Source organism: Streptomyces sp. TRD_SC_5 (assembly GCF_056836825.1).
On sequence record NZ_JBWZZS010000001.1, the window covers coordinates 692,853 to 717,526 of the forward strand.

The 24,674-nt window shown below is 70.5% G+C and carries 31 protein-coding genes and 3 pseudogenes; 19 read left to right on the plus strand and 15 right to left on the minus strand.

Going from position 1 to position 24,674, the window contains the following annotated elements:
* Positions 1-126 precede the first annotated feature (126 nt).
* The 3 genes from AC1P0E_RS03225 to AC1P0E_RS03235 all read left to right on the plus strand — a co-directional run bounded on the left by AC1P0E_RS03225 (position 127) and on the right by AC1P0E_RS03235 (position 2,458).
* Positions 127-1,152, plus strand: coding sequence for a 6-phosphofructokinase (locus tag AC1P0E_RS03225; protein ID WP_482740630.1), 1,026 nt, complete (start codon positions 127-129; stop codon positions 1,150-1,152).
* Positions 1,153-1,260: 108 nt separating this feature from the next.
* The gene (locus tag AC1P0E_RS03230; RefSeq protein WP_482740631.1) at positions 1,261-2,220 is read left to right on the plus strand and encodes a cytochrome c oxidase assembly protein; all 960 of its coding nucleotides are present in this window, start codon (positions 1,261-1,263) and stop codon (positions 2,218-2,220) included.
* Positions 2,221-2,299: 79 nt separating this feature from the next.
* A complete protein-coding gene (locus AC1P0E_RS03235) occupies positions 2,300-2,458 on the plus strand; it encodes a hypothetical protein (RefSeq protein WP_482740632.1) in 159 nt (52 codons plus the stop codon).
* 78 nt (positions 2,459-2,536) lie between these two features.
* Here AC1P0E_RS03235 and AC1P0E_RS03240 read toward each other — a convergent pair whose 3' ends face one another.
* The 3 genes from AC1P0E_RS03240 to AC1P0E_RS03250 all read right to left on the minus strand — a co-directional run bounded on the left by AC1P0E_RS03240 (position 2,537) and on the right by AC1P0E_RS03250 (position 3,771).
* Positions 2,537-2,938 (minus strand): SSI family serine proteinase inhibitor, encoded by a 402-nt coding sequence (locus tag AC1P0E_RS03240; RefSeq protein WP_482740633.1) that lies wholly within the window; start codon positions 2,936-2,938, stop codon positions 2,537-2,539.
* 179 nt (positions 2,939-3,117) lie between these two features.
* Positions 3,118-3,339 carry a hypothetical protein gene (locus tag AC1P0E_RS03245; RefSeq protein ID WP_482740634.1) on the minus strand — a complete coding sequence of 74 codons (222 nt, stop codon included), beginning with the start codon at positions 3,337-3,339 and terminating at the stop codon, positions 3,118-3,120.
* Between the two features lie 60 nt (positions 3,340-3,399).
* On the minus strand, positions 3,400-3,771 hold the full coding sequence (locus AC1P0E_RS03250; protein ID WP_482740635.1) for a TetR/AcrR family transcriptional regulator: 372 nt from the start codon (positions 3,769-3,771) through the stop codon (positions 3,400-3,402).
* A 149-nt stretch (positions 3,772-3,920) separates the two neighbouring features.
* On the opposite strand from AC1P0E_RS03250, the pseudogene AC1P0E_RS03255 reads away from it, so the two are divergent.
* From AC1P0E_RS03255 to AC1P0E_RS03265, 3 genes and pseudogenes are all read left to right on the plus strand, one after another.
* A pseudogene (locus tag AC1P0E_RS03255) lies at positions 3,921-4,049 on the plus strand (NAD-dependent epimerase/dehydratase family protein); the annotation flags it as partial.
* 451 nt (positions 4,050-4,500) lie between these two features.
* The gene (locus tag AC1P0E_RS03260; protein WP_482740636.1) at positions 4,501-5,214 is read left to right on the plus strand and encodes a lysophospholipid acyltransferase family protein; all 714 of its coding nucleotides are present in this window, start codon (positions 4,501-4,503) and stop codon (positions 5,212-5,214) included.
* A 47-nt stretch (positions 5,215-5,261) separates the two neighbouring features.
* Positions 5,262-5,508 (plus strand): annotated as a pseudogene (locus tag AC1P0E_RS03265) (NAD(P)-dependent oxidoreductase); the annotation flags it as partial.
* Positions 5,509-5,619: 111 nt separating this feature from the next.
* Here AC1P0E_RS03265 and AC1P0E_RS03270 read toward each other — a convergent pair.
* The 8 genes from AC1P0E_RS03270 to AC1P0E_RS03305 form a co-directional block, all read right to left on the minus strand.
* On the minus strand, positions 5,620-7,218 hold the full coding sequence (locus AC1P0E_RS03270) for an alpha/beta hydrolase (protein ID WP_482740637.1): 1,599 nt from the start codon (positions 7,216-7,218) through the stop codon (positions 5,620-5,622).
* 171 nt (positions 7,219-7,389) lie between these two features.
* Positions 7,390-8,157 carry an urease accessory protein UreD gene (locus AC1P0E_RS03275; protein WP_482740638.1) on the minus strand — a complete coding sequence of 256 codons (768 nt, stop codon included), beginning with the start codon at positions 8,155-8,157 and terminating at the stop codon, positions 7,390-7,392.
* Entirely contained in the window at positions 8,154-8,831 is a 678-nt protein-coding gene (gene ureG, locus AC1P0E_RS03280) for an urease accessory protein UreG (RefSeq protein WP_482740639.1), read from the minus strand. Before ureG ends, AC1P0E_RS03275 begins: the two co-directional genes overlap by 4 nt.
* A 30-nt stretch (positions 8,832-8,861) precedes the next feature.
* Positions 8,862-9,575 carry an urease accessory protein UreF gene (locus tag AC1P0E_RS03285; RefSeq protein ID WP_482740640.1) on the minus strand — a complete coding sequence of 238 codons (714 nt, stop codon included), beginning with the start codon at positions 9,573-9,575 and terminating at the stop codon, positions 8,862-8,864.
* Positions 9,576-9,787: 212 nt separating this feature from the next.
* Complete coding sequence (locus AC1P0E_RS03290; protein ID WP_482740641.1) at positions 9,788-11,509, minus strand: urease subunit alpha; 1,722 nt, start codon at positions 11,507-11,509, stop codon at positions 9,788-9,790.
* Positions 11,502-11,813, minus strand: coding sequence for an urease subunit beta (locus tag AC1P0E_RS03295; protein ID WP_482740642.1), 312 nt, complete (start codon positions 11,811-11,813; stop codon positions 11,502-11,504). Before AC1P0E_RS03295 ends, AC1P0E_RS03290 begins: the two co-directional genes overlap by 8 nt.
* Positions 11,814-11,829: 16 nt before the next feature.
* A complete protein-coding gene (locus AC1P0E_RS03300; protein WP_482740643.1) occupies positions 11,830-12,132 on the minus strand; it encodes an urease subunit gamma in 303 nt (100 codons plus the stop codon).
* Positions 12,133-12,454: 322 nt separating this feature from the next.
* Positions 12,455-12,736, minus strand: coding sequence for a type II toxin-antitoxin system Phd/YefM family antitoxin (locus AC1P0E_RS03305; protein ID WP_482740644.1), 282 nt, complete (start codon positions 12,734-12,736; stop codon positions 12,455-12,457).
* Between the two features lie 62 nt (positions 12,737-12,798).
* Between AC1P0E_RS03305 and AC1P0E_RS03310 the strand changes: the two genes are divergently transcribed.
* The 5 genes and pseudogenes from AC1P0E_RS03310 to AC1P0E_RS03330 form a co-directional block, all read left to right on the plus strand.
* On the plus strand, positions 12,799-13,449 hold the full coding sequence (locus AC1P0E_RS03310; protein WP_482740645.1) for an ATP-dependent Clp protease proteolytic subunit: 651 nt from the start codon (positions 12,799-12,801) through the stop codon (positions 13,447-13,449).
* 8 nt (positions 13,450-13,457) lie between these two features.
* A complete protein-coding gene (locus AC1P0E_RS03315; protein WP_482740646.1) occupies positions 13,458-13,766 on the plus strand; it encodes a hypothetical protein in 309 nt (102 codons plus the stop codon).
* Between the two features lie 499 nt (positions 13,767-14,265).
* Positions 14,266-14,739 carry a C40 family peptidase gene (locus AC1P0E_RS03320; RefSeq protein ID WP_482740647.1) on the plus strand — a complete coding sequence of 158 codons (474 nt, stop codon included), beginning with the start codon at positions 14,266-14,268 and terminating at the stop codon, positions 14,737-14,739.
* Positions 14,740-14,783: 44 nt separating this feature from the next.
* A complete protein-coding gene (locus AC1P0E_RS03325) occupies positions 14,784-15,173 on the plus strand; it encodes a VOC family protein (RefSeq protein WP_482740648.1) in 390 nt (129 codons plus the stop codon).
* 211 nt (positions 15,174-15,384) lie between these two features.
* A pseudogene (locus AC1P0E_RS03330) lies at positions 15,385-15,875 on the plus strand (LysR family transcriptional regulator substrate-binding protein); the annotation flags it as partial.
* 15 nt (positions 15,876-15,890) lie between these two features.
* On the opposite strand, the gene AC1P0E_RS03335 reads toward AC1P0E_RS03330, so the two are convergent.
* Positions 15,891-16,334, minus strand: coding sequence for an ATP-binding protein (locus AC1P0E_RS03335; RefSeq protein ID WP_482740649.1), 444 nt, complete (start codon positions 16,332-16,334; stop codon positions 15,891-15,893).
* A 227-nt stretch (positions 16,335-16,561) separates the two neighbouring features.
* On the opposite strand from AC1P0E_RS03335, the gene AC1P0E_RS03340 reads away from it, so the two are divergent.
* Both AC1P0E_RS03340 and AC1P0E_RS03345 read left to right on the plus strand, forming a co-directional pair.
* Entirely contained in the window at positions 16,562-17,422 is an 861-nt protein-coding gene (locus AC1P0E_RS03340) for a helix-turn-helix domain-containing protein (RefSeq protein ID WP_482740650.1), read from the plus strand.
* A gap of 9 nt (positions 17,423-17,431) precedes the next feature.
* Complete coding sequence (locus AC1P0E_RS03345) at positions 17,432-17,680, plus strand: DUF397 domain-containing protein (RefSeq protein WP_482740651.1); 249 nt, start codon at positions 17,432-17,434, stop codon at positions 17,678-17,680.
* A gap of 3 nt (positions 17,681-17,683) precedes the next feature.
* Here AC1P0E_RS03345 and AC1P0E_RS03350 read toward each other — a convergent pair whose 3' ends face one another.
* Complete coding sequence (locus AC1P0E_RS03350; RefSeq protein ID WP_482740652.1) at positions 17,684-18,832, minus strand: 8-amino-7-oxononanoate synthase; 1,149 nt, start codon at positions 18,830-18,832, stop codon at positions 17,684-17,686.
* Positions 18,833-18,986: 154 nt separating this feature from the next.
* Here AC1P0E_RS03350 and bioB point away from each other — a divergent pair, with 154 nt between their 5' ends.
* The 5 genes from bioB (at position 18,987) to AC1P0E_RS03375 (ending at position 23,404) form a co-directional block, all read left to right on the plus strand.
* Positions 18,987-20,135 (plus strand): biotin synthase BioB, encoded by a 1,149-nt coding sequence (gene bioB, locus AC1P0E_RS03355; RefSeq protein WP_482740653.1) that lies wholly within the window; start codon positions 18,987-18,989, stop codon positions 20,133-20,135.
* The gene (locus AC1P0E_RS03360; RefSeq protein ID WP_482740654.1) at positions 20,128-21,432 is read left to right on the plus strand and encodes an adenosylmethionine--8-amino-7-oxononanoate transaminase; all 1,305 of its coding nucleotides are present in this window, start codon (positions 20,128-20,130) and stop codon (positions 21,430-21,432) included. Before bioB ends, AC1P0E_RS03360 begins: the two co-directional genes overlap by 8 nt.
* A 145-nt stretch (positions 21,433-21,577) precedes the next feature.
* The gene (bioD, locus tag AC1P0E_RS03365) at positions 21,578-22,273 is read left to right on the plus strand and encodes a dethiobiotin synthase (RefSeq protein WP_482740655.1); all 696 of its coding nucleotides are present in this window, start codon (positions 21,578-21,580) and stop codon (positions 22,271-22,273) included.
* A gap of 10 nt (positions 22,274-22,283) precedes the next feature.
* On the plus strand, positions 22,284-22,646 hold the full coding sequence (locus tag AC1P0E_RS03370) for a VOC family protein (protein WP_482740656.1): 363 nt from the start codon (positions 22,284-22,286) through the stop codon (positions 22,644-22,646).
* A 41-nt stretch (positions 22,647-22,687) separates the two neighbouring features.
* A complete protein-coding gene (locus AC1P0E_RS03375; RefSeq protein ID WP_482740657.1) occupies positions 22,688-23,404 on the plus strand; it encodes a class I SAM-dependent methyltransferase in 717 nt (238 codons plus the stop codon).
* Between the two features lie 10 nt (positions 23,405-23,414).
* On the opposite strand, the gene AC1P0E_RS03380 is transcribed toward AC1P0E_RS03375, so the two are convergent.
* Complete coding sequence (locus AC1P0E_RS03380) at positions 23,415-23,786, minus strand: fic family toxin-antitoxin system, toxin component (protein ID WP_482740658.1); 372 nt, start codon at positions 23,784-23,786, stop codon at positions 23,415-23,417.
* Positions 23,783-24,010 carry an antitoxin gene (locus AC1P0E_RS03385; RefSeq protein ID WP_214910147.1) on the minus strand — a complete coding sequence of 76 codons (228 nt, stop codon included), beginning with the start codon at positions 24,008-24,010 and terminating at the stop codon, positions 23,783-23,785. Before AC1P0E_RS03385 ends, AC1P0E_RS03380 begins: the two co-directional genes overlap by 4 nt.
* Positions 24,011-24,112: 102 nt before the next feature.
* Here AC1P0E_RS03385 and AC1P0E_RS03390 point away from each other — a divergent pair, with 102 nt between their 5' ends.
* Complete coding sequence (locus AC1P0E_RS03390; RefSeq protein ID WP_482740659.1) at positions 24,113-24,586, plus strand: GNAT family N-acetyltransferase; 474 nt, start codon at positions 24,113-24,115, stop codon at positions 24,584-24,586.
* Positions 24,587-24,674: the final 88 nt, after the last annotated feature.

Below are 24,674 nucleotides of genomic sequence, written 5' to 3' on the forward strand. Positions count from 1 at the left end.
CACCTTTGTGGTGTCCAGCTGTCGGACGCCCGGTTCGGCCCCGTCACCCCGCGCGAGTAGGGTGACGGGGATCCAACCGGACGACGTGGTCCGGTCTCCGGCCCACGTTGCAAAGGTATTCCGGGCATGCGCATTGGTGTACTCACTTCCGGCGGCGACTGCCCCGGCCTGAACGCTGTCATCCGTTCCGTCGTGCACCGCGCCGTCGTCGATCACGGTGATGAAGTCATCGGCTTCCACGATGGGTGGAAGGGTCTGCTGGAATGCGACTACCGCAAGCTCGACCTTGACGCGGTAGGCGGCATCCTGGCCCGTGGCGGCACCATTCTCGGCTCTTCGAGGGTCCAGCCCGCGCATCTGCGCGACGGCGTCGAGAAGGCCCGCGGCCATGTCGCGGACCTCGGACTCGACGCGATCATCCCGATCGGCGGCGAAGGCACGCTGAAGGCGGCGAACCTGCTGTCCAACGCGGGGCTGCCGATCGTCGGCGTACCGAAGACCATCGACAACGACATCGCGTCGACCGACGTCACCTTCGGGTTCGACACGGCGGTCGGGGTCGCGACCGAGGCCCTCGACCGGCTCAAGACCACCGCCGAATCGCACCAGCGGGTGCTGATCGTCGAGGTCATGGGGCGGCACACCGGCTGGATCGCGCTGCACTCCGGCATGGCGGCCGGCGCGCACGCCATCGTCGTACCCGAGCGGCCCTTCGACATCGGTGAGCTGACCGAGCTGGTCGGCAAGCGCTTCTCGGCCGGCAAGCGGTTCGCGATCGTGGTGGTCGCCGAGGGCGCCAAGCCGCGCGAGGGCTCCATGGAGTTCGATGTCGGCGTCAAGGACATGTACGGCCACGAGCGCTTCGCGGGCGTCGCCCGGCAGCTGTCCATCGAGCTGGAGGAGCGTCTCGGCAAGGAGGCGCGCCCCGTCATCCTCGGCCACGTCCAGCGCGGCGGCACCCCGACGGCGTACGACCGCGTCCTCGCGACCCGCTTCGGCTGGCACGCGGTGGAGGCGGCGCACCGGGGCGAGTTCGGGATGATGACGGCGCTGCGCGGTACGGACATCGTGATGGTCCCGCTGGCCGAGGCGGTGGAGACCCTGAAGACCGTCCCCACCGAGCGGTACGCCGAGGCCGAGTGCGTGCTGTGATCCTGCTGCCTGTCCGACGGACTGCCCCCGGCCGCGACCGCGACCGGGGGCAGTTCTAGTCTGTAGCGGACAACCGGTACGAATGGGCAGTCCCACGGGAGTACGCAGATGGATCACAGCGGGCACGGCAGCGGCATGAACATGGATCTGCCGCCGTTCACGCTGGGACGGGGGCTGGAGTTCTCCCCGGACCTCTTCTTCCTGGTGGGCTGTGTGCTGGCGCTCGCCGTGTACGGGTGGGGTGTGGTGCGGCTGCGTCGGCGCGGCGACGGCTGGCCGGTGGGGCGCACGATCTTCTTCGTCGTCGGCGTGCTGAGCGTGGCGCTGGTGATGTGCACCAAGCTCAACGACTACGGCATGGTCATGTTCAGCGTGCACATGGTGCAGCACATGGTCATCAGCATGCTCTCGCCGATCCTGCTGCTGCTCGGCGCCCCGGTGACGCTGGCGCTGCGGGCGCTCCCGGTGGCGGGGCGCGGGAACCGCAAGGGGCCGCGCGAGGTGCTGCTGATGCTGCTGCACAGCCGCTACATGAAGATCGTCACGCATCCGGCGTTCACGATCCCGCTGTTCATCGCGAGCCTGTACGGGCTCTACTTCACGCCCGTCTTCGACTTCCTGATGGGGAGCAAGCCGGGCCACATCGGCATGATGGTCCACTTCCTCGCCGTCGGCCTGGTCTTCTTCTGGCCGATCATGGGCATCGACCCGGGGCCGCACCGCCCGGGCTATGTGATGCGGATGCTGGAGCTCTTCGCCGGTATGCCGTTCCACGCGTTCTTCGGCATCGCGCTGATGATGGCGACCCAGCCGATGATCGGTACGTACGCGAACCCGCCGGCGTCCCTGGGCATCGACGCGCTGAGCGACCAGAACGCGGCGGGCGGCATCGCGTGGGCGTTCTCGGAGATCCCGTCGGTGCTGGTGCTGATCGCGCTGGTCTTCCAGTGGTACCGGTCCGAGCAGCGGGTCGCGCGGCGCGAGGACCGGGCTGCGGACCGCGACGGCGACAAGGAGCTGGTGGCGTACAACGCGTACCTCGCCTCGCTCCAGGCGCGCGGGCGCTAGGTCACCGGTATCGTCGGCACGGTAGCGCGGGAGCCCTTCAGGGGTGACGATGGCCCTCCATCAGAAGGAGGGGGTGCGCATGCCCGGTTCTGCGAAGTCGATGGGGGTGCTCACCGTCGGGACGCTGATCGTCGTATCGGCGTACACGGCGGCACTCGGCAGCAACGGCTGGCTGTGGTTCGGCTGGGTCGTGCTCGGTATGGTCACGGTCGGGATGGCCGCGTCGCGCAGCCAGTGAGCATCTGCTGACACCTGCTGAGCACCTGCTGAAACGAAACTTCACTGCGCGACGCGGGTACGGACACACACCGACCGCTCAGAAGCGGAACACCGCGCCGGTCGCGGTGTCGAGCACGCAGGCGTTCGGGTAGGTCTTGTGCCATGCCGTCGGGAGCCCGCCCCAGTTGCCCGTGGCGCTGACGGTCACCGGCTCGTACTGCTTGGTGCACGCGCGCGGGTTCCCCGGCAGCTTGTCGAAGTCGCCCTTCGCCTTGTCGAGCGCGGCGCACGCGCCGGTCGCCTCCGGGTGGGGCCCTGAGGGCCCGGGAGCGCACTGCAGGAGCACGCCCCGCATCCAGGTGCTCCCCGAGCCCGAAACGGTGAGGAAGATGCCTCGGGGCGGCGTGGGCTCACCGGGGACGGCCGCCGCCCGAGCGGGCAGGGCCGCGCCCGCGAGGGCGAGCAGGACGACTGCGGTGACGGTGGCTGGGGAGCGCATCCGGACCTCCTGGGGCTGGTGTGCCTGGCGACTGGGTGTCGGGGAGAGCCAGGCCATCCCCGCCAGGTCCGCCGGGCAAGCGGCCGCGCCGCCGCGTCGCACACACGGGCGCGCGCGCTGCTCCGTACGGCGGACACCGCCCGCGTTCGCGGCGCACACGGCGCGGCGGACGCCGTCCGTCACCCCAGCAGGGCGTCCAGACCCGCGGTCAGCCCCTCGGGGCCGCCGCGGCCGGCGATGGCCACGGCGGTGGCCCGCAGCCGTGGCAGTTCCGCCGCGGGCATGCGGTGAGGACCGAGCCGGAAGGCCGGGTCGGGTTCGCCCGGCTCGTCGTCCATGGCCCGCAGGTCGATCAGGAGGTAGCCGAGGAGCCACGCCGTGAAGCAGCGGTGAATCTCCACGGTTCTGCGCTCGCCGAGTCCCGCGTCGTGCAGCAGCGCCAGGACGCGTTCGTCGCCGCGCTATACGGGAAGCGGCCTGCGGGCCGGCGGCGTGGACAGCAGGCGGGTGGCCGGCAGCGGTACGACGTGCGGGTGACGCAGGGCGACGCGGTGGGTGGCGAGAGCGATGCGGTGCAGTTCGCGGCGCCAGTCCGCCGCTGTGGGCGCGGCGTCCTGGTCCTGGTCCAGCTCCTGGTGGAGTTCCCGGCAGAACCCCTCGATCAGCCCGTCCAGCAGCGCGTCCTTGCTGGCCGCGTACCGGTACAGGGCCATCGCCTCGACGCCCATCTCCGCGCCCAGTTTGCGCATGCTCAGGCCGGACAGGCCGTCGCGGTCGACCACTTCAGGCGCCGTGGCCGGCACGCGTTCCCTGTTGAGCCGCAAACTCGACATATACGCCGTAAATATACATCGGCAGCGTGCAGCGTTCTCTCACTCAGGAGCGTCCGGCCATGACGCACAGCGAGCCGGCACCGGTGGTTCCCACCCCGAAGGCGCCCGCCCGCAACGACACGGGACGCCCGAGCCCACCGTCGACCGTCCTGGTCACGGGCGGAGCCGGCTTCATCGGCAGCCATGCCTGCGTGGAGTTGCTCGACCACGGCTACAAACTGATCGTCGTCGACAACTACTCCAACAGCACACCGCAGGTCTTCGCCCGTGCGGACAGGCGCGACGCGCCAGAATCCGTTGTCCCCCGTGCCGAGCAATGCGGCGAAACAGGCGGGGGAATCGAAGCGCGTACTTGGGAAGCTTGTCCACCGCCTTATTCGACACGGCGGCGACGTGCTCGATGCCGCGTACTCGATCCGTCACGATCAACGTGCAACGGCCCGGGTGACCTGTCTCCTGCGCACCAAATCCCGGTACTCCGGATCCAGTTCGAGCCGACCTGACATGAAGGGGCTGCCTCATTACCAAACCGCCCACAGGCATGAACAAGAGGCGCCGCGAATACGGGGCTCGGAAACGGACCCGAATGACCGGGTCGGAGTATTGGCCGAACAGGGACGGTTACACGGGGCCACGGCTTCACATAGGCTTGGCCCTCCCCCCTGAGATGTCCACTGACCTGGCAGAACGCAGCCCTGGAGCCGATCCGGCCGAGCTAGGAGCCGCCCCGTGTTCTACTACGTGCTCAAGTACGTCCTTCTCGGGCCGTTGTTGAGACTGCTCTTCCGGCCCAGGATCGAGGGGCTCGAGCACATCCCCGGCGAAGGCGCCGCGATCGTGGCGGGAAATCATCTGTCGTTCTCCGACCACTTCCTGATGCCCGCGATCATCAGGCGGCGTATCACCTTCCTCGCCAAGGCCGAGTACTTCACGGGTCCCGGTCTCAAGGGCCGCCTGACCGCCGCGTTCTTCCGCAGCGCGGGTCAGATCCCGGTCGACAGATCGGGCAAGGAGGCGGGGAAGGCGGCAATCCGTGAGGGGCTCGGGGTACTGAGCAAGGGCGAATTGCTCGGCATCTATCCCGAGGGCACCCGCTCGCACGACGGCCGGCTCTACAAGGGCAAGGTCGGAGTCGCCGCGATGGCGCTCCAGGCGCGAGTGCCCGTGGTGCCGTGCGCGATGGTGGGTACGTTCGAGATCCAGCCACCGGGACAGGTCGTACCGCGCATCAAGCGCGTCGCCATCCGGTTCGGCGAGCCGCTGGACTTCTCGCGTTACGCGGGCATGGAGAATCAGAAGGCGGCGCTCCGCGCGGTCACCGACGAGATCATGTACGCGATCCTCGGTCTCTCCGGGCAGGAGTACGTCGACCGGTACGCGGCCGAGGTCAAGGCAGAGGCACAGGCGGAGCGGACGAAGAAGTTCCGGCGGTTCACGCGCTGACGGCGAATCAGCGGACGGCGAACGTTTCCCGCCCGACGGGTCCCACGCTCCTGGCGCTCGGCGGCGGCTGCGACGTACTCGTCGACATGGTCGCGTTCGAGAAGCGCCACGCACAGCAGTTGCCGGATCTGGCGGACCGGATCGGCTCTGCGGTCGTCATCTCCAGTGGCGCTGTCTACGCCGACGACAAGGGCCACAGCTTCGACCCAGGCGGAGCCCGACGGGTTCCCCCAGTACCCGGTGCCGATCCCCGAGAGCCAGGCCACCTTGGCGCCGGGTGACGCGACGTACGGGATGGACGGGGAAGAGCGCGATCGAGCGGACGAGGATGTCTGGCTCGCCCGCCGGCAGACGCGAGAAGGGGGCGGCCGGGATCACCGGCCACCCCCTCCCGCGTTCAGGTCGCTACGGCTTCGGCGCGGCGTGCGGGGCGCACGTCACATCGCGGCTGTCGGTCTTGCCGGTGAGCAGGTACGTGTCGACCCGGTCGTTGACGCAGGGATTCGCGATCCCGGTGACGCCGTGCGAGCCGGCGCCCTTCTCGGTGATCAGGCGCGAGCCCTTGAAGCGCTTGTGCAGCTCGACGGCGCCCTCGTACGGAGTGGCGGCGTCACGCTCGGCCTGCACGATCAGGACCGGCGGCAGTCCCTTGCCGGACTTGACGTTCAGCGGGGTGTGCTGCTTCGACGACCAGGTGGCGCAGGGCAGGTTCATCCAGGCGTTGGCCCACGTCATGAACGGGTGGTCCTGGTGCAGCCTGGTGTTGTCCCGGTCCCACGTCTTCCAGCTGGTGGGCCACTTGGCGTCAGCGCACTCGACGGCCGTGTACACGGCGTTGCCGTTCTCCGAGGACGCGTTGCCCGCCGTGTCCGCCATGTCCGGCGCGATCTCGTCGACGAGTGCCTGCGTGTCACCCGCGACGTACTTGCTCCAGATCTCGGCGGTGTGCGCCCAGGCGGAGTCGTAGTACGGCGCGCCCTGGAAGAAGCCGATGAGCTCGGCGGGGCCGACGACGCCGCCGATCGGGCTCTTCTTGGCGGTGGCGCGCAGCTTCAGCCACTGCTGCTCGACCTTCTCGGGGGTGTCCCCGAGGTGGTAGGCGGCGTCGTTCTCGGCCACCCACTGCTTCCAGTCGTCCCAGCGCATCTGGAAGGCGACGTCCTGGTCCAGGTTGGCCTGGTACCAGATCTTCTCCTTCGACGGGTTGACCACGCTGTCGACGACCATGCGGCGGACGTGGCCCGGGAACAGCGTTCCGTAGACCGCGCCGAGGTACGTGCCGTAGGAGACGCCGAGGAAGTTCAGCTTCTTCTCACCGAGCGCGGCGCGGACGACATCCAGGTCGCGTGCGGTGTTCGGGGTGGTCATGTGCGGCAGCAGCCAGCCGCTGCGCTCCTGACAGCCGTCCGCGTACTCGGCGGCCAGCTTGCGCTGGGCGCGCTTGTCGGCCTCGCTGTCGGGCACCGGGTCGAGCTTCGGTGCCTTGACGAACTCCTCGGGGTCGACGCAGGAGATGGGCGAGGAGTGCCCGACACCGCGCGGGTCGAAGCCCACGAAGTCGTACGCCTTGGCCGTCTTCGCGTAGATCGGGTTCTTCTTGGTGACCCGCGTCGGGAACCTCATGCCCGAGCCGCCGGGGCCGCCCGGGTTGTAGAGCAGCGCGCCCTGGCGGTCTTCCTTCGAGCCGGTGTTGCCGATGCGGTCGACGGCGATCTTGATCTTCCGGCCGTTCGGCTTGGCGTAGTCGACGGGGACGGTGACCCAGCCGCACTGGATGGGCTTGTCGAGGCCCCAGTCGGCCGGGCAGTCGCGCCAGTCGATGCCCGCCTTCGCCGCGCGGCCGGCGGCAATCCGCACGCCATGCGCCTCGGACGTGCTCGTGCTGGTGCTGGTGGTGGTGCTGCTGCGGCCCTCGGCGCCGGCGGCCGGCGCGGCCATCGCGCCGGCCATCAAGGTGCCCGCTATGAGAGTGCCGGCGGAGCCGAGCGCTGCTGTACGCCTCAAGTGGTGTCTCCCCCTGTGAGTGTTGTGCCGTGGGTGACGGCAGTGGTCATGGATCAGTCGTGTACGGGCGCATCCTGTCGTCTGAAGGCTTCGGGCAACAGGCTGTACTGGTGTTTCTTTACCAATCCCATAACCGGAGACCCGTGTCCCGCTGAGCGGTGCACATGGCGGTCACCCGAATGTCCGAAGTGCCCCCTCCAGTACGCGCCGCAGCCGCAGCGCGTCGGCCGCCACCGCCGTGACCAGCACGGCGGGCCCGGCGAGCGCTGTGAGGACCGCGCTGTCGCCCAGAAGGGTTGTTTCGGGAGGGTCGTGTTCAAAGTCCGGGTTTACGACGAGGAGTTGGCCGGTGGCCCGGTGTCCGCCGAGCACCGCTCCCCCGTCCCAGCCGCCGGGCGCGCCCGGACCGTACGACAGCTCCTGGTCGAGCAGCGGGCGGCCGGCCCGGTGGACGGTGAGGCGGGTGGTGAGCGTGCCGGACTCCTCGCCGTACCGGCCGAGGATCTGCTCCTCGCGCAGGACCAGGCGCGCGGAGGCGGCGAGCTCGACGCGGGTGGTCATGCGCAGGTCGCTGCCGCGCGCCGAGATGAGCGGTTCCGGCAGCCAGCGCAGGCGTGCGCCGGCTCCCGCCGTCAGCCGTACGTCGTAGCGGGCGTGCAGCCCGCTGCGGCCGGGCAGGGCGACCGTGGCCGCGGCCGAGTCCACCGCGAGCGCGGCGCCGCCTCGCACATCGGCCTCGACGGCCAGCCGGTCACCGCCCAGCGGCGCACTCATCGCTCCGACGACGGTGACCCGGGCGTACGCGCCCTCGCCCCGCGTGCGGCGCAGGGCGAGCGGGCCGTCGCTCTCCAGGACGGGCAGTCGCGTGCCGCCCCGGCCGTCGGGGACGGCGGTGATCCTGGCCGTCGCCTCGATGCCCGTCGGCGCCACGGTGGTCATGCGGACCAGGCGGCGAGCTGTTCGCGGACCCAGTCGGCCACCGGCTTCACGCCGTTCTCCGAGGTCAACGAGGTGAAGACGACCGGGAGTCCGCCGCGCTGCGCCTCGGCGTCGCGCGCCATGCGGCCGAGGTCGGAGCCTACGTACGGAGCGAGGTCGGTCTTGTTGACGACGAGGAGATCGGCCGTCGTGACACCCGGGCCGCCCTTGCGCGGGATGTCGTCGCCGCCCGCGACGTCGATGACGAAGACCTGCGCGTCGACGAGCCCCCTGGAGAAGGTCGCGGTGAGGTTGTCGCCGCCCGACTCGACCAGGATCAGGTCGAGAGGGCTCACCGCGTCCTCGAGGTCCTCGACCGCTTCGAGATTGGCGGAGATGTCGTCACGGATGGCGGTGTGGGGGCAGGCGCCGGTCTCGACGGCCTGGATGCGCTCGGGCGGCAGGACGGCGTTACGGAGCAGGAACTCGGCGTCCTCGCGCGTGTAGATGTCGTTGGTGACGACGGCGATGGACAGCTCCTCGCGCAGTGCGCGGCAGAGGGCGGCGACGGTCGCGGTCTTGCCGGAGCCGACCGGACCGCCGAGTCCGATGCGCAGGGCGCGCTTCGTACCGTCCGGGCGTGCGGCGTCGGCGCTGAGGGCGGGGGTCGTCTCATGGCTGTGGTCGAGGTGCATGATGCGGCGGCTCCTAAGGGTTCAGCGGTGTTACGAGGCGAAGAGGCGTACGGGCCAGGCCGCGTGCGCCTCCGCCGTGATGTCCAGCAGCGGGGCGGAGGCGGCGGGCAGCGCACCGGTGCCTTCGTCCCGTGCACGGTGGGCGGCCTCGGTCGCGCGACGCGCGACCTGGTCGAGTTCGGGTGCGAGGCGGGCGAGGACGGCGGTGGCCTCGAAGGGGTCGAGACCGAGGAGGCGTACGACGGCTGTGGCGGGGCCGCTGACGGTCTCGTACGCGACGCAGTGCGCGGCGTCCTCGGGCCCGAGACCCGCCGCTCGCACCGTGACGCCGAGCACCACGGGCTGGTGCGCGCCGCGCGGGCGCGCGGACGCCAGCGTGTCGAGCGCGTCGCACGGCCAGGTGGCGCGGGCGGCGCGCATCAGCTGCCGGCCGAGCTTGCGTGCCGTTGCCCGCAGGGCGGGCGACGGCGTACGGGCGTCGGCGGCCTCGTCGAGTTCGAGGGCGTCCACACCGAGTGCGGCGGCGGCGGCGAGCGCCGCCGAGGTGAGCCCGGTGGTGTGCAGGCGGCCCCGGCAGAAGGCGGCCAGGTCCGTGGCATCGCGGATACGCCCTGCCTTGACGGCCGCTTCCGCGCCACCGGAGTGGGCGTGGCCCCCGGCGGGGAACCGCCCGTCCGCGAGGACGAGAAGGGCGGCCCGCGCCCCCGGGCGAGCCTCGCCCGGACCGGTGTGGCCGCCGGCCACACCGGCTGACGGCCGAACCGGTCGGGGCGCGGGGCCGACCGGTACGGGTGTGGCACCGGCCGATCCGGGAGCGGGAGCAGCGGATCCGGGCTCAGGATCGGCAAGTCCGAGCGCGGGACGAAGCGGTTCGGGCGCAGGACCATCCAGTCCCGGCGCGGGATCGGCCGGCCCGGGCGCCCGTCCCCGTGTTCGAGTCGACACGTCGTTCCTCATCAGAACAGGAAGTAACGCTGGGCCATGGGGAGTTCCTCGGCCGGTTCCGGTTCGACCGCGTCACCGTCGATCGTCACCGTGAAGGTGTCGGGGTCGACCTCGACGCGCGGGAGGGCGTCGTTCTCGCGCATGTCGGCCTTGGTGACCCGCCGCGTGTTGGTGATCGGTACGAACCGCTTGCCGAGGCCGAGGCGTTCGGGCAGTCCGTCCTCGATCGCCGCCTGTGCCACGAAGTTGAAGGAGTTGGCGGCAGGGGCCCTGCCGAGCGCGCCGAACATCGGCCGGGGCATCACCGGCTGCGGGGTCGGGATGGAGGCGTTGGCGTCGCCCATCTGCGCGTACGCGATCTGCCCGCCCTTGATGACGAGCTGCGGCTTGACGCCGAAGAAGGCCGGGTCCCACAGCACGAGGTCGGCGAGCTTCCCGCTCTCGACGGAGCCGATCTCGTGGTCGAGGCCCTGCGCGACGGCCGGGTTGATCGTGTACTTGGCGACATAGCGACGCACGCGGTGATTGTCGGCGCGCCCGTCGCCCGGCAGGGCGCCCCGGCGCTTCTTCATGACGTGCGCGGTCTGCCAGGTGCGCAGCGCGACCTCACCGATCCGGCCCATCGCCTGGGAGTCGGAGGAGATGATCGAGATGGCCCCGAGGTCGTGCAGGATGTCCTCGGCCGCGATGGTGGACGGCCTGATCCGGGACTCGGCGAAGGCCAGATCCTCCGGCACGGCGGGGTTGAGGTGGTGGCAGACCATCAGCATGTCGAGGTGTTCCTCGATGGTGTTGACGGTGTGCGGCCGGGTCGGGTTCGTGGAGCTGGGCAGGACGTACGGCTCGGAGACGACCGTGATGATGTCCGGCGCGTGTCCGCCGCCCGCACCCTCGGTGTGGTACGCGTGGATGGTGCGCCCCGCGATGGCGGCGAGGGTGTCGCCGACGAACCCGGCCTCGTTCAGCGTGTCGGTGTGGATGGCGAGTTGAGCACCCGTCTCCTCGCACACGCCGAGGCAGGCGTCGATGACGGCGGGCGTCGCGCCCCAGTCCTCGTGGATCTTGAATCCGAGCGCGCCGCCCCGCAGCTGGGCGTGCATCGCGTCGCGCGACATGGTGTTGCCCTTGCCGAGCAGCCCGATGTTGACCGGGTAGTGCTCCAGCGCCTCGAACATCCGGGCCAGGTGCCAGCCGCCGGGCGTGACCGTGGTGGCTTTCGTGCCCTCGGCCGGTCCGGTGCCGCCGCCGACGAGGGTGGTGATGCCGGAGGAGAGCGCCTGGTCGACGACGGTCGGCGAGATGAAGTGGACGTGTGCGTCGATGGTTCCGGCGGTGAGGATCTTGCCGTTGCCCGCGATGATCTCCGTCTCCGGCCCGATGACCAGGTCGGGGTGTACGCCGTCCATGGTGTCGGGGTTGCCGGCCTTCCCGATGCCGGTGATCCGCCCGTCCCGCAGGCCGATGTCGGCCTTGACGATGCCCCAGTGATCGAGGATCACCGCCCCCGTGATGACGGTGTCGGGTGCTCCCTCGGCACGGGTCGTACGGGCCTGGCCCATGGACTCGCGGATCACCTTGCCGCCGCCGAACACCGCCTCGTCACCGGCGCGTCCGGGGCCGCCGCAGCGGTCCTCCTCGACCTCGATGAGCAGGTCGGTGTCGGCGAGGCGGATGCGGTCGCCGGTGGTGGGGCCGAACAGGTCGGCGTACACAGGGCGCAGAAGCTCAGGCATCGAGGGCACCTCCGGTGTCCCCGCGCAGACCGGCGACGACGCGCCGGCCGCCGATGGGGACCAGTTCGATCTCGGCGGGGATGCCGGGCTCGAAGCGCACGGCGGTGCCGGCGGCGATGTTCAGCCGCAGGCCGCGGGCGGCGGCGCGGTCGAAATCGAGGCCCGGGTTGGCCTCGGCGAAGTGGTAGTGGGAGCCGACCTGGACGGGGCGGTCGGCCGCGTTCAGCACGGTCAGGCGGGTGACGGTGAGGCCCTCGTTCAGTGCGACGGGCTCGTCGGCGTACAGGATTTCTCCGGGGATCATCGGCGGCGTCTTCCCGTCAGGCGATCGGTTCGTGAACGGTGACGAGCTTGGTGCCGTCGGGGAAGGTCGCCTCGACCTGTACGTCGTGGATCATCTCGGGGATGCCCTCCATGACGTCGTCACGCGTGAGCACCTTGCGGCCCGACGACATGAGCTCGGCGACGCTGCGGCCGTCGCGGGCGCCCTCGAGGATGTGCGAGGTGATCAGGGCGATCGATTCGGGGTGATTGAGCTTCACGCCGCGCACACGGCGCTTCTCCGCGACGTCCGCCGCCACATGGATGAGCAGTCTTTCCTGCTCGTGCGGGGTCAGTTGCACGCGTGTTACCTCCAGTCGTACCGCCGGGCCGCCCGGACGGGGGCAGGCGGGATCCAACGCGTCTGCGAGGCTGAGGACGGGCGACGGAACCACTGCGTCCACCTCGGGCGCAGCGGGACCATATCCGACTTCAACACTCTGTTGACCTGCGTTTTCTGACCGCACGGCCAGGCATTGCACGTTAGAGCGGAAGTTTTTCCAACGCGTTAACTGGCCCTTTGCACGTCCATGGTCAACATCGCCCGGACAGGCGACAGGCGACAGGCGACAGGCGACAGGCGACAGGCGACAGGCGCGACAGGACCGGCGGGTACGTCGTCGCTCAGCTGTCGGGCGCTTCGCCCCGGTGTTCGGCGGCGATCCCGAAGCGGCGCCGTTCGCCCGGAGCGGACGACGTCGAGCCGATCGTGGACACGGAACTGATCACCGACTCCTCGGCCACTTCCTGCTCGCCCTCAAGTCGTTCCAGGTCAGCGGCGGAAACCAGCGCCACCAGCGGCTTTCCGTGCCGCGTCACGACCACCCGTTCGCCGCCGTAGACGACGCGGTTGATCAGCTCGGCTAGCTCTGCCCGGGCTTGCGTCACCGGAATCTCGTAGGCCATGCTCCCCATAGTACGAGCTGTACGTCCTGTACATTTTTTACAGAGACTCCGGAGGTATCGCCATGGACCGACCGACAGAGACAGTCCACAGCGCCCGCTACGTACTGCCCGAGTTCACGGAACGCACCAGCGCCGGGAGCCGCACGCTCGATCCGTACTCGAAGCTGCTCGACGAGCGGATCGTCTTCCTGGGAACGGCCGTCGACGAGACCGCGGCCAATGACGTGATGGCGCAGTTCATGCATCTCGAACACGCCGCCCCCGACCGGGACATCTCGCTCTACATCAACTCCCCGGGCGGCTCGCACACCGCCATGACCGCGATCTACGACACCATCCAGTTCGTCACCTGTGACGTCGAGACGGTCTGCCTCGGCCAGGCCGCGTCCTCCGCCGCCCTGCTGCTCGCCGCCGGCACGCCCGGCAAGCGCCTCGCGCTGCCGGGAGCCCGCGTGCTGCTCAGTCAGCCCGCCATCGACGAGCCCGTGCACGGCCGGCCCTCCGACCTGGAGATCGAGGCGCGGGAGTTGGCGCGCGTGCGGGAGCTGCTCACCCAACTGCTCGCGCGTCACACCGGACAGAGCGAGGAGCGCGTCGCCGGCGACATCGAGCGCGACAAGGTGTTCACGGCCGAAGCGGCGGCGGCGTACGGCCTGGTGGACCACGTCGTGCAGGGCCGCAAGGCCTCGCTCACGTCCTGCGCGCCGAGGTGAACCCGCGCATGCTGCCGCCCGAACTGCCGCCACTGCCCGCACTGACGCGCGCCGAGTGCGAGTTCGTCGACCGCTACCTCGAAGTCGTCGACCTGATGGGGCGCATCAACCCCGCGCGCGGCGCCGACACCTACGGCGCTCTGCGGGCCGCCCAGACCCTCGCCGGGAAGGCGGCCGGACTGCGGGACGCCCTCGCCCTGATGCACGAGCGGGGCGAGACGCACGTGCACGCGGCCACTCTCGCGCGTGCCTTGCGCGTGCTCGACGGGGAGCGGCGAACCGGCCGCGTCACCCTCCCGCCGGTATCGGCGAGTTGAGGCACGCTCGGCCGCCTACCCCATTGGCGTACGAGAACGGCTCATCCAAACGGGGTAGGAAATACCTGAACAGCGGTACGGCCCAACTTGCGCAACACGCCTACGCAACGGGCGGAATGAGACATTCCGCCGCTGGTGCGGCGGTCGCCAGGCACCCGCGCCCCGGCTGCGAAATACCCCTGTCCACCCGAACGGGTCATCGGTGAGCAGCCTCACAAAACGCCGTTTCGGCTCGGAAATCCGGCGGTTCATGAGTCAAGATCCCTGAGACGACAAGCCCCCGCCACCGCGGCGGGGCGGTCCGGGCGGACGCTGAGTCCTGCCGCTGTCCCGGATGACTGGTCGACAGGAGTGCATCGGCAGGAGTGGAGGACCCAAGCAGTACGGGGTGACCGGAGACGGTCGTCCCTCGGGGTGAAGCCGCAGCACGCGGCCGGGCATCTTCGCCTGTCCGAACCCGACAGGTCATCCTTCACAGGCGGCTGACGAAGGGTTGCGCATGACCGCGCACAGGAATGTCCCGACCGTACTGTCCCGGGCCGGAGCCGCTTCGGCTCTCACCCTCGCCGCGCTCGGCGGCACGATGCTGGCGCCGGGGGCCGTCCCCGAGGCGCACGCCGCGGCCCACTCGACGAAGGCGCTCAACATCGCCGCGTCGAAGAAGGGGGCTCCGTACAAGCACGGCGCTGCGGGTCCGAGCCGGTTCGACTGCTCAGGGCTGACGCTCTATTCGTACAAAAAGGCCGGCAAGAGCCTGCCGCGCACCGCCCAGTCCCAGTACAACAAGACCCGGCGCGTCTCCGCCTCCGATCGGCAGCGCGGTGACCTGGTCTTCTTCCGCTCGGGAGGGAGCGTCTACCACGTGGGCATCTACGCGGGGAGCGGCAAAATCTGGCACTCGCCCAAGTCGGGCTCCGTGGTGAAGCTGGAGAAGATCTGGTCCAAGAGCGTGCGGTACGGCCGGGTGCGCTGAAATCAGCCTGCCGGCTGTCGGTCCCGGAAGGTACGTTCAGCGCCATGACCTTCCTGAATCCGGTACGTCACATCACCTTCGACGCCCACGACCCGTATGCCGTAGCCGAGTTCTGGTCTCAACTGACCGGGTACCGGCTGGAGGACAGCGAGCCGGACGACGACGAGGTCCTGATCGATCCGGAGCAACCCAATGTGCCCGGGCTTCTGTTCGTCCGGGTCCCTGAGGGAAAGACCGTCAAGAATCGCCTCCACCTCGACATCCAGCCGCCGCGCGGCACGCGGGATGCCGAGGTGGAGCGGCTCGCCGCTCTCGGTGCGCGGATCGTCAGCGATCAGCGCGTCGAGGACGGCCGCGGCTGGGTGGTCATGGCCGACCCCGAGGGCAACGAATTCTGCGTGGAGCGCGGCACGGAGGAGCGCGGGCTCGTCTGAGGTGCGCGGGGACCGGGTGGCCGGGCCGTCACGAGGCCGCCGCCACCGGGCCCGCCAGCAGAACCACCCCCAGCACGGCCGGCGCGGTCCCGCTGACGCCGGCGGCGACGCCCGTGAATGCGACCAGTTGTGCGTCCATGGCCCCAGCCTGGCCTCTCGGGGCCTATAGCATGTACTTCCGATCTGCTGGGTCTGCCTAAAGGAACGCTTGATCGACCTGGCGCTGACCCATGCGTACGAGCCCGCGCCGCCCGTGCCGCTTCCCTCCGGGGTGGCGGCGGAGCCCCTGCTGGACGAGGAGCTCGTACTGGTGACAGCGCCCGGGCACGCGCTGACCGGCGGTGCCGGGCGGCTGCCGGTGGCCGAGCTCGCGGGGCAGCCGCTGATCAGCAGTGCGCCCTCCCATCCGCCCCGGCAGGGCGTCGAGGCGGCGCTGGCAGCGGCCGGAGCGGCCCCGGCGGTGGTGTGCGAGTCACCGGGTACGCCCTGGTGTGCGCGCTCGTCAGCGCGGGGCTGGGGGTGGCCGTGGTGCCCGAGATGGTCGCCGCGATGGCGATGACCCCTGTGGGCGTACGAGCGCTGGAGCCGGCCGGGCTGCGGCGCACGATCTCGGTGGTGCACCGGCCCGGCGAGGCGAGTCCGGCGGCGGACACCCTGCGCGCGCTGCTGCGCGGCGCGTTCGGCCGGGCTTCCGCCGTCTGACGGCCACGAGGTTCGTTACTGGACTACGGGCTGCTGGACGGGGACGGTCCAGGGCAGCTGGATCCACACGGTCTTGCCGCCGTCCTGGGTGGGCTGGACCGAGACCCGCCCCCCGCATTCGGCGGTGAGACACCGGATGATCACTATGCCGCGCCCGTTGTCCTGCTGAACGGCTGCGGGAAGCCGTTTCGGCCAGCGCGGGTGGCTGTCGGTGACTCCGATCCGCAGCTGCTCGTCCCGTTCGAGCTGTACGTCGACGGTGAACGTCGGCGACTGCCCGAAGGTGTGCTGAACGGCATTGGTGGCCAGCTCCGAAACGATCAGCCGTACCGTGTCGGCGGCATCGGAACGCGGGGGCATCCCCCACTCACCGAGAATCTCCGCGACGTATCTCCTCGCGGCACAGACCGAGGCTGGCTCGCTCGGCAGAGTGACGGATACTTCCTGATGGTCTGCCATGGCGACGCTGTCCCTTTCCCACCGGGGCCGGACTCCGACTCGTAGCGGATGAACTTCGAGGACGGCCTCGGATTGCGCTTCGCGCCAGAGTGCCACTCATGGTGCTGCCATAGGGGATGATCCCCCAAGATATGCATATATCTGTCGCTCGAAGCGGTGAACTTTGCTGCGCCAGACCGTATTCGGGCCCGGACCGGCGCATCCTCGCCCGTTGGAGGGAGGCGGACATGCGGCACAGTCCCGCGGTACGTCGGCGCAAGCTCGGAGAGGAGCTGCGGAGCCTGCGCGACAGGGCGGGGCTCACCAGCCCCGAGACCGCCCGTCTGGTCGGGTGGCACCAGTCGAAGGTGAGCAGGATCGAGACGGGGCGCAGCGCCGTGAAGCCGTCCGACGTGACCCGGCTGCTCGATGTGTACGGCGTAACGGATCCACAACTCAGGGTGCTCGTCGACGCGTTGACGCGCCCACCGGCCGACGACGGCGGCAAGCACTGGTGGCACGCGTACCGCGGGCTGCTGCCGCCCCAGTACCGCGACCTCATCAGCCTGGAGTCCCAGGCGAGTTCGGCGCGCACTCTGGAGACCACGGTGGTGCCGGGGCTGCTGCAGACGCCGGACTACGCGCGGGCGGTGACGCGGGCGGCGCTGGCGGGCCTGCCCGCGGCGCAGGTCGATGCGCTGGTCGAGGTGCGGATCGCACGCCAGGAGGTGTTGCGGGCCACGGCGCCCTTGCGATTCAGCGCGGTGCTGGACGAGGGCGCGCTGCACCGGCCGGTGGGCGGTCCGCACATGATGAAACAGCAGTTACGGCAGTTGCTGGTGGTGGCAGAATTGCCTCATGTCCGTTTGCAGGTGCTGCCGTTCGCATCCGGAGCCCACATTGGATTCACGGGCCCTTTCGTTATCTTCTCTTTTCCGAACATAGCTGATCTGGATGTGGTTGTTATCGACCACTTGACGAGTAGCCTCTACCTCGAACGGAAAGAAGACCTCAAGGCGTACGACGCCGCGTTCAACGCGCTTCAGGCGCAGGCCCTTTCACCCGAGGAGTCATCCGCTCTCATCACCCGTATCGGTGATGCCCGGTAGGGAGGCACCATGTCCGCACCTCCTGCGAACGTACCTTCCAGCACTGTCCTGCACGGAGCCCGGTGGCGGCGCAGCAGCCGCAGCACCGGGATGAACAACTGCGTCGAGGCGGCCCGCCTCGCCGACGGCCGGCTGCTGGCCGTGCGCGATTCCAAGAACGTCGCACGGCCCGCCCTGCTCTTCGCGGCGGACACGTGGACGTGCTTCCTGTCGGCGGTGCGCGACGAGGCGCTGCGCGCGGGGAGTCGGCCCGAGTGACTGTCAGAAGGCGGCGGTGGGCGCGGTCCGCACAACCGTGCCCACCGCTTCCGCGACCTGCTGGTCCGTGAGATCGGCCCGCGCGGTCAGCCTGAGCCGGGAGATCCCGTCCGGCACCGACGGCGGGCGGAAACAGCCCACGACGAGACCGGCCGCCCGGCAGTCGGCGGCCCACCGCACCGCCGCCTCCGGCGAGGGCGCCAGGACGGACACCACGGCGGCGTCCGGCCGCACGGCGGTCAGACCCGCGTCCGTCAGTCCGCGATGCAGCGACACGGCGACGGTACGGGCCCTCGCGGCCAGCTCCGGTTCGCTGCGCAGCAGCCGTACGCTCGCCAGCGCGGCGCCGGCGGCGGCCGGCGCCAGACCGGTGTCGAAGATGAACGTACGCGCCGTGTTGACCAGGTGGTCGACGACCCGGGCCGGGCCGAGGACCGCCCCGCCCTGGCTGCCGAGCGACTTGGACAGGGTGAGGGTGGCGACGACTCCGTCCGCTCCCGCCAGGCCCGCCGCGTTCAGTGCGCCCCTGCCGCCGTCACCGAGGACCCCGAGGCCGTGGGCGTCGTCGACGAGGAGGGCAGCGCCGTACGTACGGCAGGTGGCCGCCAGTTCGGGGAGAGGCGCGGCGTCGCCGTCCACCGAGAACACCGAGTCGGTGACGGCGAGGGCGCGGCCGTCGTGCGCGTCGAGCGTCTTGCGGACGGCGTCGGGGTCGGCGTGCGGCACGACGGCTGTCGTGGCGCGCGAGAGGCGGCAGCCGTCGACGATCGAGGCGTGGTTGAGGGCGTCTGAGACGATCAGCGAACCGTGGCCGCTGAGCGCGGTGAGTGCGGCGAGGTTGGCGGCGTAACCCGACGAGAGGACGAGGGCGGCCTCGAAGCCGCAGAAATCGGCCAATTCCCGCTCAAGTTCGGCGTGGAGCTGTGTGCTGCCGGTGACGAGCCGCGACCCGGTGGCTCCCGCGCCCCAGCGGCGGGCGGCCTGCGCGGCGGCGGCGGTGACGTCCGGGCGGTGGGTGAGGCCGAGGTAGTCGTTGCTCGCGAGGTCCAGCAGGGCGGACTCGGCGGGGCGCGGGCGCAGGGTCCGGACGAGCCCGGCCCTGGCACGTACCGCCGCCTGTTCGTCGATCCAGTCGAACGGTCCCTGGGGCATGGGTGAGTCCCTTTGTCGGCTCTTTTGTAGGCAGCCCACAGACACTAGCCGGGCCCGCGCGAGGTCAGGGTGTGGCAATACCCACACCTCGTGAGGCCGCTCTTGTGCGGTTCCTCCTTGGCCGCAGGCGGTGCCGTAGGCCAGGATCGGGACCATGGACCTGCTGAACACGCTGGTGGAGAAGGGGCTGCGGCGCGAGCTGCCGACCCGCGAAGAAGCGCTCGCCGTGCTGGCGACATCCGACGACGAGCTGCTCGATGTGGTGGCCGCGGCCGGAAAGGTACGCCGCCAGTGGTTCGGCCGGCGGGTGAAACTCAATTACCTGGTCAACCTCAAGTCGGGCCTGTGCCCCGAGGACTGTTCGTACTGCTCGCAGCGGCTCGGCTCGAAGGCCGAGATCCTGAAGTACACCTGGCTGAAGCCCGACGAGGCCTCCAAGGCGGCCGCCGCCGGGGTCGCGGGCGGCGCGAAGCGGGTGTGCCTGGTGGCGAGCGGGCGCGGACCGACGGACAAGGACGTCGACCGCGTCTCGAAGACGATCGAGGCCATCAAGGACCAGAACGAGAACGTCGAGGTGTGTGCCTGCCTCGGGCTGCTGTCCGACGGGCAGGCGGAGCGACTGCGGGCGGCGGGCGCCGACGCGTACAACCACAACCTGAACACCTCCGAGTCGACGTACGGGGCCATCACCACGACCCACACCTACGCCGACCGCGTGGAGACCGTCCAGCAGGCGCAGGCCGCGGGCATGTCCGCGTGCTCCGGTCTGATCGCGGGCATGGGCGAGACGGACGCGGACCTGGTGGACGTGGTCTTCGCGCTGCGCGAGCTCGACCCGGACTCGGTGCCGGTGAACTTCCTGATCCCCTTCGAGGGGACGCCGCTCGCCAAGGAGTGGAACCTGACGCCGCAGCGGGCCCTGCGGATTCTCGCGATGGTGCGGTTCGTCTGCCCGGACGTGGAGGTACGGCTCGCGGGCGGGCGCGAGGTGCACCTGCGCACGATGCAGCCGCTCGCGCTGCACCTGGTGAACTCGATCTTCCTCGGCGACTACCTGACGAGTGAGGGCCAGGCGGGCCAGGCGGATCTGGAGATGATCGCCGACGCCGGTTTCGAGGTGGAGGGTACGGACACGACGACGCTGCCGGAGCACCGGGACGGTGGCGGCTGCGCGTCGGTGTGCGGGGGCGGGGGCGGGGGCGGTGAAGCCGACGAGGTCTCCGCGGAGATTCCGGCCGCCCGTACGGACCTGGTGTCGGTACGCCGACGGGGAGCCGGGACGGACCTCGCGCCCAATGCCTGAGCCGCTGTCCCCCACCGAGCTGCTCCGCCTCGACCGGGAGCACGTGTGGCATCCGTACGGTCCGATGCCGGGGCGTGCGGAGCCGCTGCTGGTGGAATCCGCGTCCGGTGTACGGCTGCGACTCGCTCGGCCCGCCCACGGCCAGGACGAGTTGATCGACGGGATGTCGTCCTGGTGGTCGGCGGTCCACGGCTACAACCACCCCGTCCTCAACGAGGCGGCGCGCGGTCAGCTGGACCGGATGAGCCATGTGATGTTCGGCGGGCTCACCCACGAGCCGGCCGTGCGCCTGGCCGCGAAACTGGTGGAGATCACCCCGGAGCCGCTGCGGCACGTGTTCCTGACCGACTCCGGGTCGGTCTCGGTCGAGGTCGCGGTCAAGATGTGCCTGCAGTACTGGCGCTCGGTGGGCCGCCCGGGCAAGCAGCGGCTGCTGACGTGGCGCGGCGGCTACCACGGGGACACCTGGCAGCCGATGTCGGTGTGCGACCCGGAGGGCGGGATGCACGAGCTGTGGCAGGGCGCGCTGCCGCGCCAGGTCTTCGCGGACGCGCCGCCGGCGTCGTACGACACCTACGACACGGCGTACGGCGACCACCTGCGCGCACTGATCGCCCGCCACGCGGACGAGCTGGCCGCGGTGATCGTGGAGCCGGTGGTGCAGGGCGCGGGCGGGATGCGCTTTCACTCCCCCGAGTACCTGCGGGTGCTGCGGGAGGCGTGCGACGAGTACGGCGTGCTGCTGGTCTTCGACGAGATCGCGACGGGTTTCGGCCGCACGGGAGCCCTTTTCGCGTCGGAGCACGCGTCCGTGTCGCCCGATGTGCTGTGCCTGGGCAAGGCACTGACCGGCGGTTATCTGACGATGGCGGCGACGCTGTGCACGTCCGAGGTGGCCGACGGCATCTCGCGGGGCGAGGTCCCGGTCCTGGCCCACGGGCCGACGTTCATGGGCAACCCCCTGGCGTCCGCGGTGGCCTGCGCCTCGATCGACCTGCTGCTCGGCCAGGACTGGCAGGGCGAGGTCAAGCGCATCGAAGGGGGGCTCGGCGAAGGTCTGGCGGAGGTGGCGGGGCTGCCGGGGGTCCGGGACGTACGGGTGCTGGGTGCGATCGGCGTCGTACAGCTGGAGCATGAGGTCGACATGGCGGCGGCGACGGAGGCAGCGGTGCGGGAGGGCGTGTGGCTGCGCCCGTTCCGCGACCTGATCTACACGATGCCGCCGTACGTCACGAACGACGAGGATCTTGCGCGGATCTGCGGGGCGGTACGGGCGGCGGCGACGGCGGGCGCGTGAGCGGTTTTTCCCCCACCCGCCCATCCCGTCACGGGGGCTCCGCCCCAGACCCCGGACGGGCTGGAACGCTCCCGCTCCCCTCCGGCCCCTCCGGGGAAAAGCCCCCGCTCACTCCGCCCACAAACAACCACCAGGAGCACACCGCATGACCGTCATCGTCGTCAGCGGCACCGGAACCGAGATCGGCAAGACCGTCGTCACGGCCGCCCTCGCCGCGGTCGCCCGCGCCCAGGGCCGTACCGTCGCCGTGCTCAAGCCCGCCCAGACCGGACTCGCCCCGGGAGAGCCGGGGGATGCCGATGAGGTCGTACGGCTGGCTGGTGAAGGAGTCGAGGGCGTCGAACTCGCGCGGTTCCCCGAGCCACTGGCCCCCGCCACCGCCGCCCGCCGTGCCGGCCTGCCGCCCGTACGGCCGCACGACGTCGCCACGGCGGCGGCGAAACTGGCCGCCGAGTACGACCTCGTACTCGTCGAAGGCGCCGGTGGGCTCCTCGTCCGCTTCGACGACGAAGGCGCCACCCTCGCCGACGCCGCCCGCCTCCTGGACGCACCCGTCCTCGTCGTCACCCCGGCCGCCCTCGGCACGCTCAACTCGACAGCACTGACCGCCGAGGCCCTGCGCGCCCGTGGAATCGAGATGCTCGGGGTCGTCATCGGCAGCTGGCCCAGCAGCCCCGGCCTCGCCGAACTCTGCAACCTCACCGACCTGCCGGAGGCAGCCGCGGGCGCTCCCCTGCTCGGCGCCGTTCCCGAGGGCGCCGGGGCCCTGAGCCCCGCCGAATTCCGTGCCCGCGCCACGACTTGGCTCGCGCCCCCGCTCGGCGGCACCTGGCACCCGTAAGGTCGTCGCCATGCGAGCACGTATCGACGAGATCGTCTTCGACTGCGCGGAGCCGGCCGTACTGGTCCGCTTCTGGGCCGCCCTGCTCGGCGGCGACCCGGTCGACCGGAGTCCGCACTGGTCGTACGTCGATCCGCCGGACTGGACCCGGGTCGCGTTCCAGCGCGTACCCGAGGGGAAAGCCGTCAAGAACCGGCTGCATCTCGACCTGGACGCGGGCGACCTCGACACGGCGAGTGCCGAGGCGGAGCGTCTCGGCGCGACCAGGACCGGCGGCATCGTCACCGACGAGCACGGCTCGTTCCAGGTGCTGCGGGACCCGGAAGGCAACGAGTTCTGCTTCGTGAGCGGCGTGAGCCGCGCGACGGGGTAAGTATCGCGGTATCCGTACACCCCGCCGGAGGAGGATCCGCGATGCCCAAGCGCCGCAGCAAGGTTCCCCGGGACGCCGTGCACCACCCGCTCTTCGCCCGCTTCTACGCCCGCTTCAGCGTGGCGGCCGACCTGCGAGGCGGGGTGGCCGCGCACCGTGAGGAGCTGCTGGCCGGCCTCTCGGGGCGGGTCATCGAGATCGGAGCGGGCAACGGGCTGAACTTCGCCCACTACCCGTCAACCGTCTCGGAGGTCGTGGCGATCGAACCGGAGCGCAGTCTGCGCCAGTTGGCCGTGAAGGCGGCGCTGGACGCCGGTGTCCCGGTCGACGTGGTGCCTGGCGCCGCGGAGGCGCTGCCGGTCAAGAGCGAGGCGTTCGACGCGGCGGTGGTCTCGCTGGTGCTGTGCAGTGTGCGGGACGTGCCGCGCGCCCTGTCCGAGATCAGACGCGTCCTGCGGCCCGGCGGGGAGCTGCGCTTCTTCGAGCACGGGCGGGGCGAGGGCCGGGCCATGGTGACGGCCCAGCGCGTCCTGGACCGCACCGTTTGGCCCGTGCTCTTCGGCGGCTGCCACACGGCGCGCGACCCGCTCGCGGGCATCGCGGCGGCGGGATTCGGCATCGGCACGTACCGGCGGCTGTTCATACCGGAGAAAGGGCCCAAGCTGCCGTCGTCGCCGTGCGTGCTGGGGGTGGCACACCGGCCACCGGAAGCACCGGACGCACCGGACGCACCGGACGCACCGGCGGCCAACGGCTAGGGCAGCGGTCTCACAGGCTCCACTGCCGCAGCTCTTCGGCGATCACGTGCACGTCCGCCTTGCCCTCTTTGACCAGCCTGGCCAGGTCCCTCACCTGTTCCGGCGAGGTCACGACCTTCAGCCCGCAGGCGACGAGATAGCCGTACGCGACGGCCGAGGCGAACATCGCGTTCGAGCGCTCCAGCGCGGGCACGTGCAGCAGCAGCTGGAGCAGGGCTGCCGCGCGGGCGGCCGGATCGCTGTAGACGGGGATGGCGAATATCTCCGCGTCGTGCCGGGCCACGGCGGCGACGAGCGCGCCCCAGTCGACGACCTGCGGGTCGCCCGGGGTCTGGTGTTCGGCGATCATGAGGAGCCATGCGAGGTCGATCTTGAGAGTCAACGCTTGCCTTCGCGCTCCGTGCCGAACTCCTCCGCGAACACCGACTCGTACTGCTTCATGAAGTCGGACGCGGCCTCCACGAAGGTACGTCCCACCTCGCCCGCGTCCTGCCTGACGAGCTCCTCGATGTAGCGGTTCACGCTCATCCCGCGCTGGAGGGCGCGCTGCCGCGCGGCCTCGGCGGTGGTCTCGTCCACCCGTACGTTCAGCTGAGTTTTTGCCACACCATCAAGCTAGCGCGTTGGCGCTAGCACAGACAAGGGAGTGCGGCAGGGGATGAGAAGGGTGGTCGACATCGCGAGGGGCGGGATGGTGGGATGCCAGTCATGGATGATCTTCGTATACGGGCCGCGACGCCTGCCGACCTGGACGCGGTACTGGCCTTCTGGAAGGACGCCGCCGAGGGCACCAGCATCAGCGACGACCGCGCGGGCGTGGAGCGACTGGTCGCCCGCGACCCCGATTCGCTGATCCTCGCGGAGCTCTGCGGCCTCGGGAGCGACCTCGGGGGCCTCGGGGGCGAGGACGGCACCGGCCGCGAACTCGTCGGCACCGTCATCGCGGGCTTCGACGGATGGCGCTGTCACCTGTACCGGCTGGCCGTCCATCCGGACCGTCGGCGGCGCGGCATCGGCTCCGCGCTGCTCGCGGCGGCGGAGGAACGGTTCGTGGCGCTGGGCGGGCGGCGCGGCGACGCGATGGTCCTGACGGAGAACGAGCGCGCGCACCACGCCTGGCGCGCTGCGGGGTACGCCCCGCAGCCTCAGTGGCGGCGGTGGGTCAAGCCGCTCCGGGGGTGACCTTTGGGCTGACATCTGCCGCAATTTGCTCGTCCTTTACCATGGGCGGATCATCCATTTCCTTTGAAATTTGAAAGGTGTGAGCGTC

Bases quoted from the DNA above. Each gene is read 5' to 3' on its own strand.
- AC1P0E_RS03360 (WP_482740654.1), top strand. From the start codon at position 20,128: ATGCCTGAGCCGCTGTCCCCCACCGAGCTGCTCCGCCTCGACCGGGAG.
- AC1P0E_RS03235 (WP_482740632.1), top strand. From the start codon at position 2,300: ATGCCCGGTTCTGCGAAGTCGATGGGGGTGCTCACCGTCGGGACGCTG.
- AC1P0E_RS03370 (WP_482740656.1), top strand. From the start codon at position 22,284: ATGCGAGCACGTATCGACGAGATCGTCTTCGACTGCGCGGAGCCGGCC.
- AC1P0E_RS03230 (WP_482740631.1), top strand. From the start codon at position 1,261: ATGGATCACAGCGGGCACGGCAGCGGCATGAACATGGATCTGCCGCCG.
- AC1P0E_RS03320 (WP_482740647.1), top strand. From the start codon at position 14,266: ATGACCGCGCACAGGAATGTCCCGACCGTACTGTCCCGGGCCGGAGCC.
- AC1P0E_RS03350 (WP_482740652.1), bottom strand. From the start codon at position 18,832: ATGCCCCAGGGACCGTTCGACTGGATCGACGAACAGGCGGCGGTACGT.
- AC1P0E_RS03240 (WP_482740633.1), bottom strand. From the start codon at position 2,938: ATGCGCTCCCCAGCCACCGTCACCGCAGTCGTCCTGCTCGCCCTCGCG.
- AC1P0E_RS03250 (WP_482740635.1), bottom strand. From the start codon at position 3,771: ATGTCGAGTTTGCGGCTCAACAGGGAACGCGTGCCGGCCACGGCGCCT.
- bioB (WP_482740653.1), top strand. From the start codon at position 18,987: ATGGACCTGCTGAACACGCTGGTGGAGAAGGGGCTGCGGCGCGAGCTG.
- AC1P0E_RS03390 (WP_482740659.1), top strand. From the start codon at position 24,113: ATGGATGATCTTCGTATACGGGCCGCGACGCCTGCCGACCTGGACGCG.
- AC1P0E_RS03340 (WP_482740650.1), top strand. From the start codon at position 16,562: ATGCGGCACAGTCCCGCGGTACGTCGGCGCAAGCTCGGAGAGGAGCTG.
- AC1P0E_RS03375 (WP_482740657.1), top strand. From the start codon at position 22,688: ATGCCCAAGCGCCGCAGCAAGGTTCCCCGGGACGCCGTGCACCACCCG.
- AC1P0E_RS03225 (WP_482740630.1), top strand. From the start codon at position 127: ATGCGCATTGGTGTACTCACTTCCGGCGGCGACTGCCCCGGCCTGAAC.
- AC1P0E_RS03335 (WP_482740649.1), bottom strand. From the start codon at position 16,334: ATGGCAGACCATCAGGAAGTATCCGTCACTCTGCCGAGCGAGCCAGCC.
- bioD (WP_482740655.1), top strand. From the start codon at position 21,578: ATGACCGTCATCGTCGTCAGCGGCACCGGAACCGAGATCGGCAAGACC.
- AC1P0E_RS03345 (WP_482740651.1), top strand. From the start codon at position 17,432: ATGTCCGCACCTCCTGCGAACGTACCTTCCAGCACTGTCCTGCACGGA.
- ureG (WP_482740639.1), bottom strand. From the start codon at position 8,831: ATGCACCTCGACCACAGCCATGAGACGACCCCCGCCCTCAGCGCCGAC.
- AC1P0E_RS03325 (WP_482740648.1), top strand. From the start codon at position 14,784: ATGACCTTCCTGAATCCGGTACGTCACATCACCTTCGACGCCCACGAC.
- AC1P0E_RS03310 (WP_482740645.1), top strand. From the start codon at position 12,799: ATGGACCGACCGACAGAGACAGTCCACAGCGCCCGCTACGTACTGCCC.
- AC1P0E_RS03290 (WP_482740641.1), bottom strand. From the start codon at position 11,509: ATGCCTGAGCTTCTGCGCCCTGTGTACGCCGACCTGTTCGGCCCCACC.
- AC1P0E_RS03295 (WP_482740642.1), bottom strand. From the start codon at position 11,813: ATGATCCCCGGAGAAATCCTGTACGCCGACGAGCCCGTCGCACTGAAC.
- AC1P0E_RS03275 (WP_482740638.1), bottom strand. From the start codon at position 8,157: ATGACCACCGTGGCGCCGACGGGCATCGAGGCGACGGCCAGGATCACC.
- AC1P0E_RS03305 (WP_482740644.1), bottom strand. From the start codon at position 12,736: ATGGCCTACGAGATTCCGGTGACGCAAGCCCGGGCAGAGCTAGCCGAG.
- AC1P0E_RS03315 (WP_482740646.1), top strand. From the start codon at position 13,458: ATGCTGCCGCCCGAACTGCCGCCACTGCCCGCACTGACGCGCGCCGAG.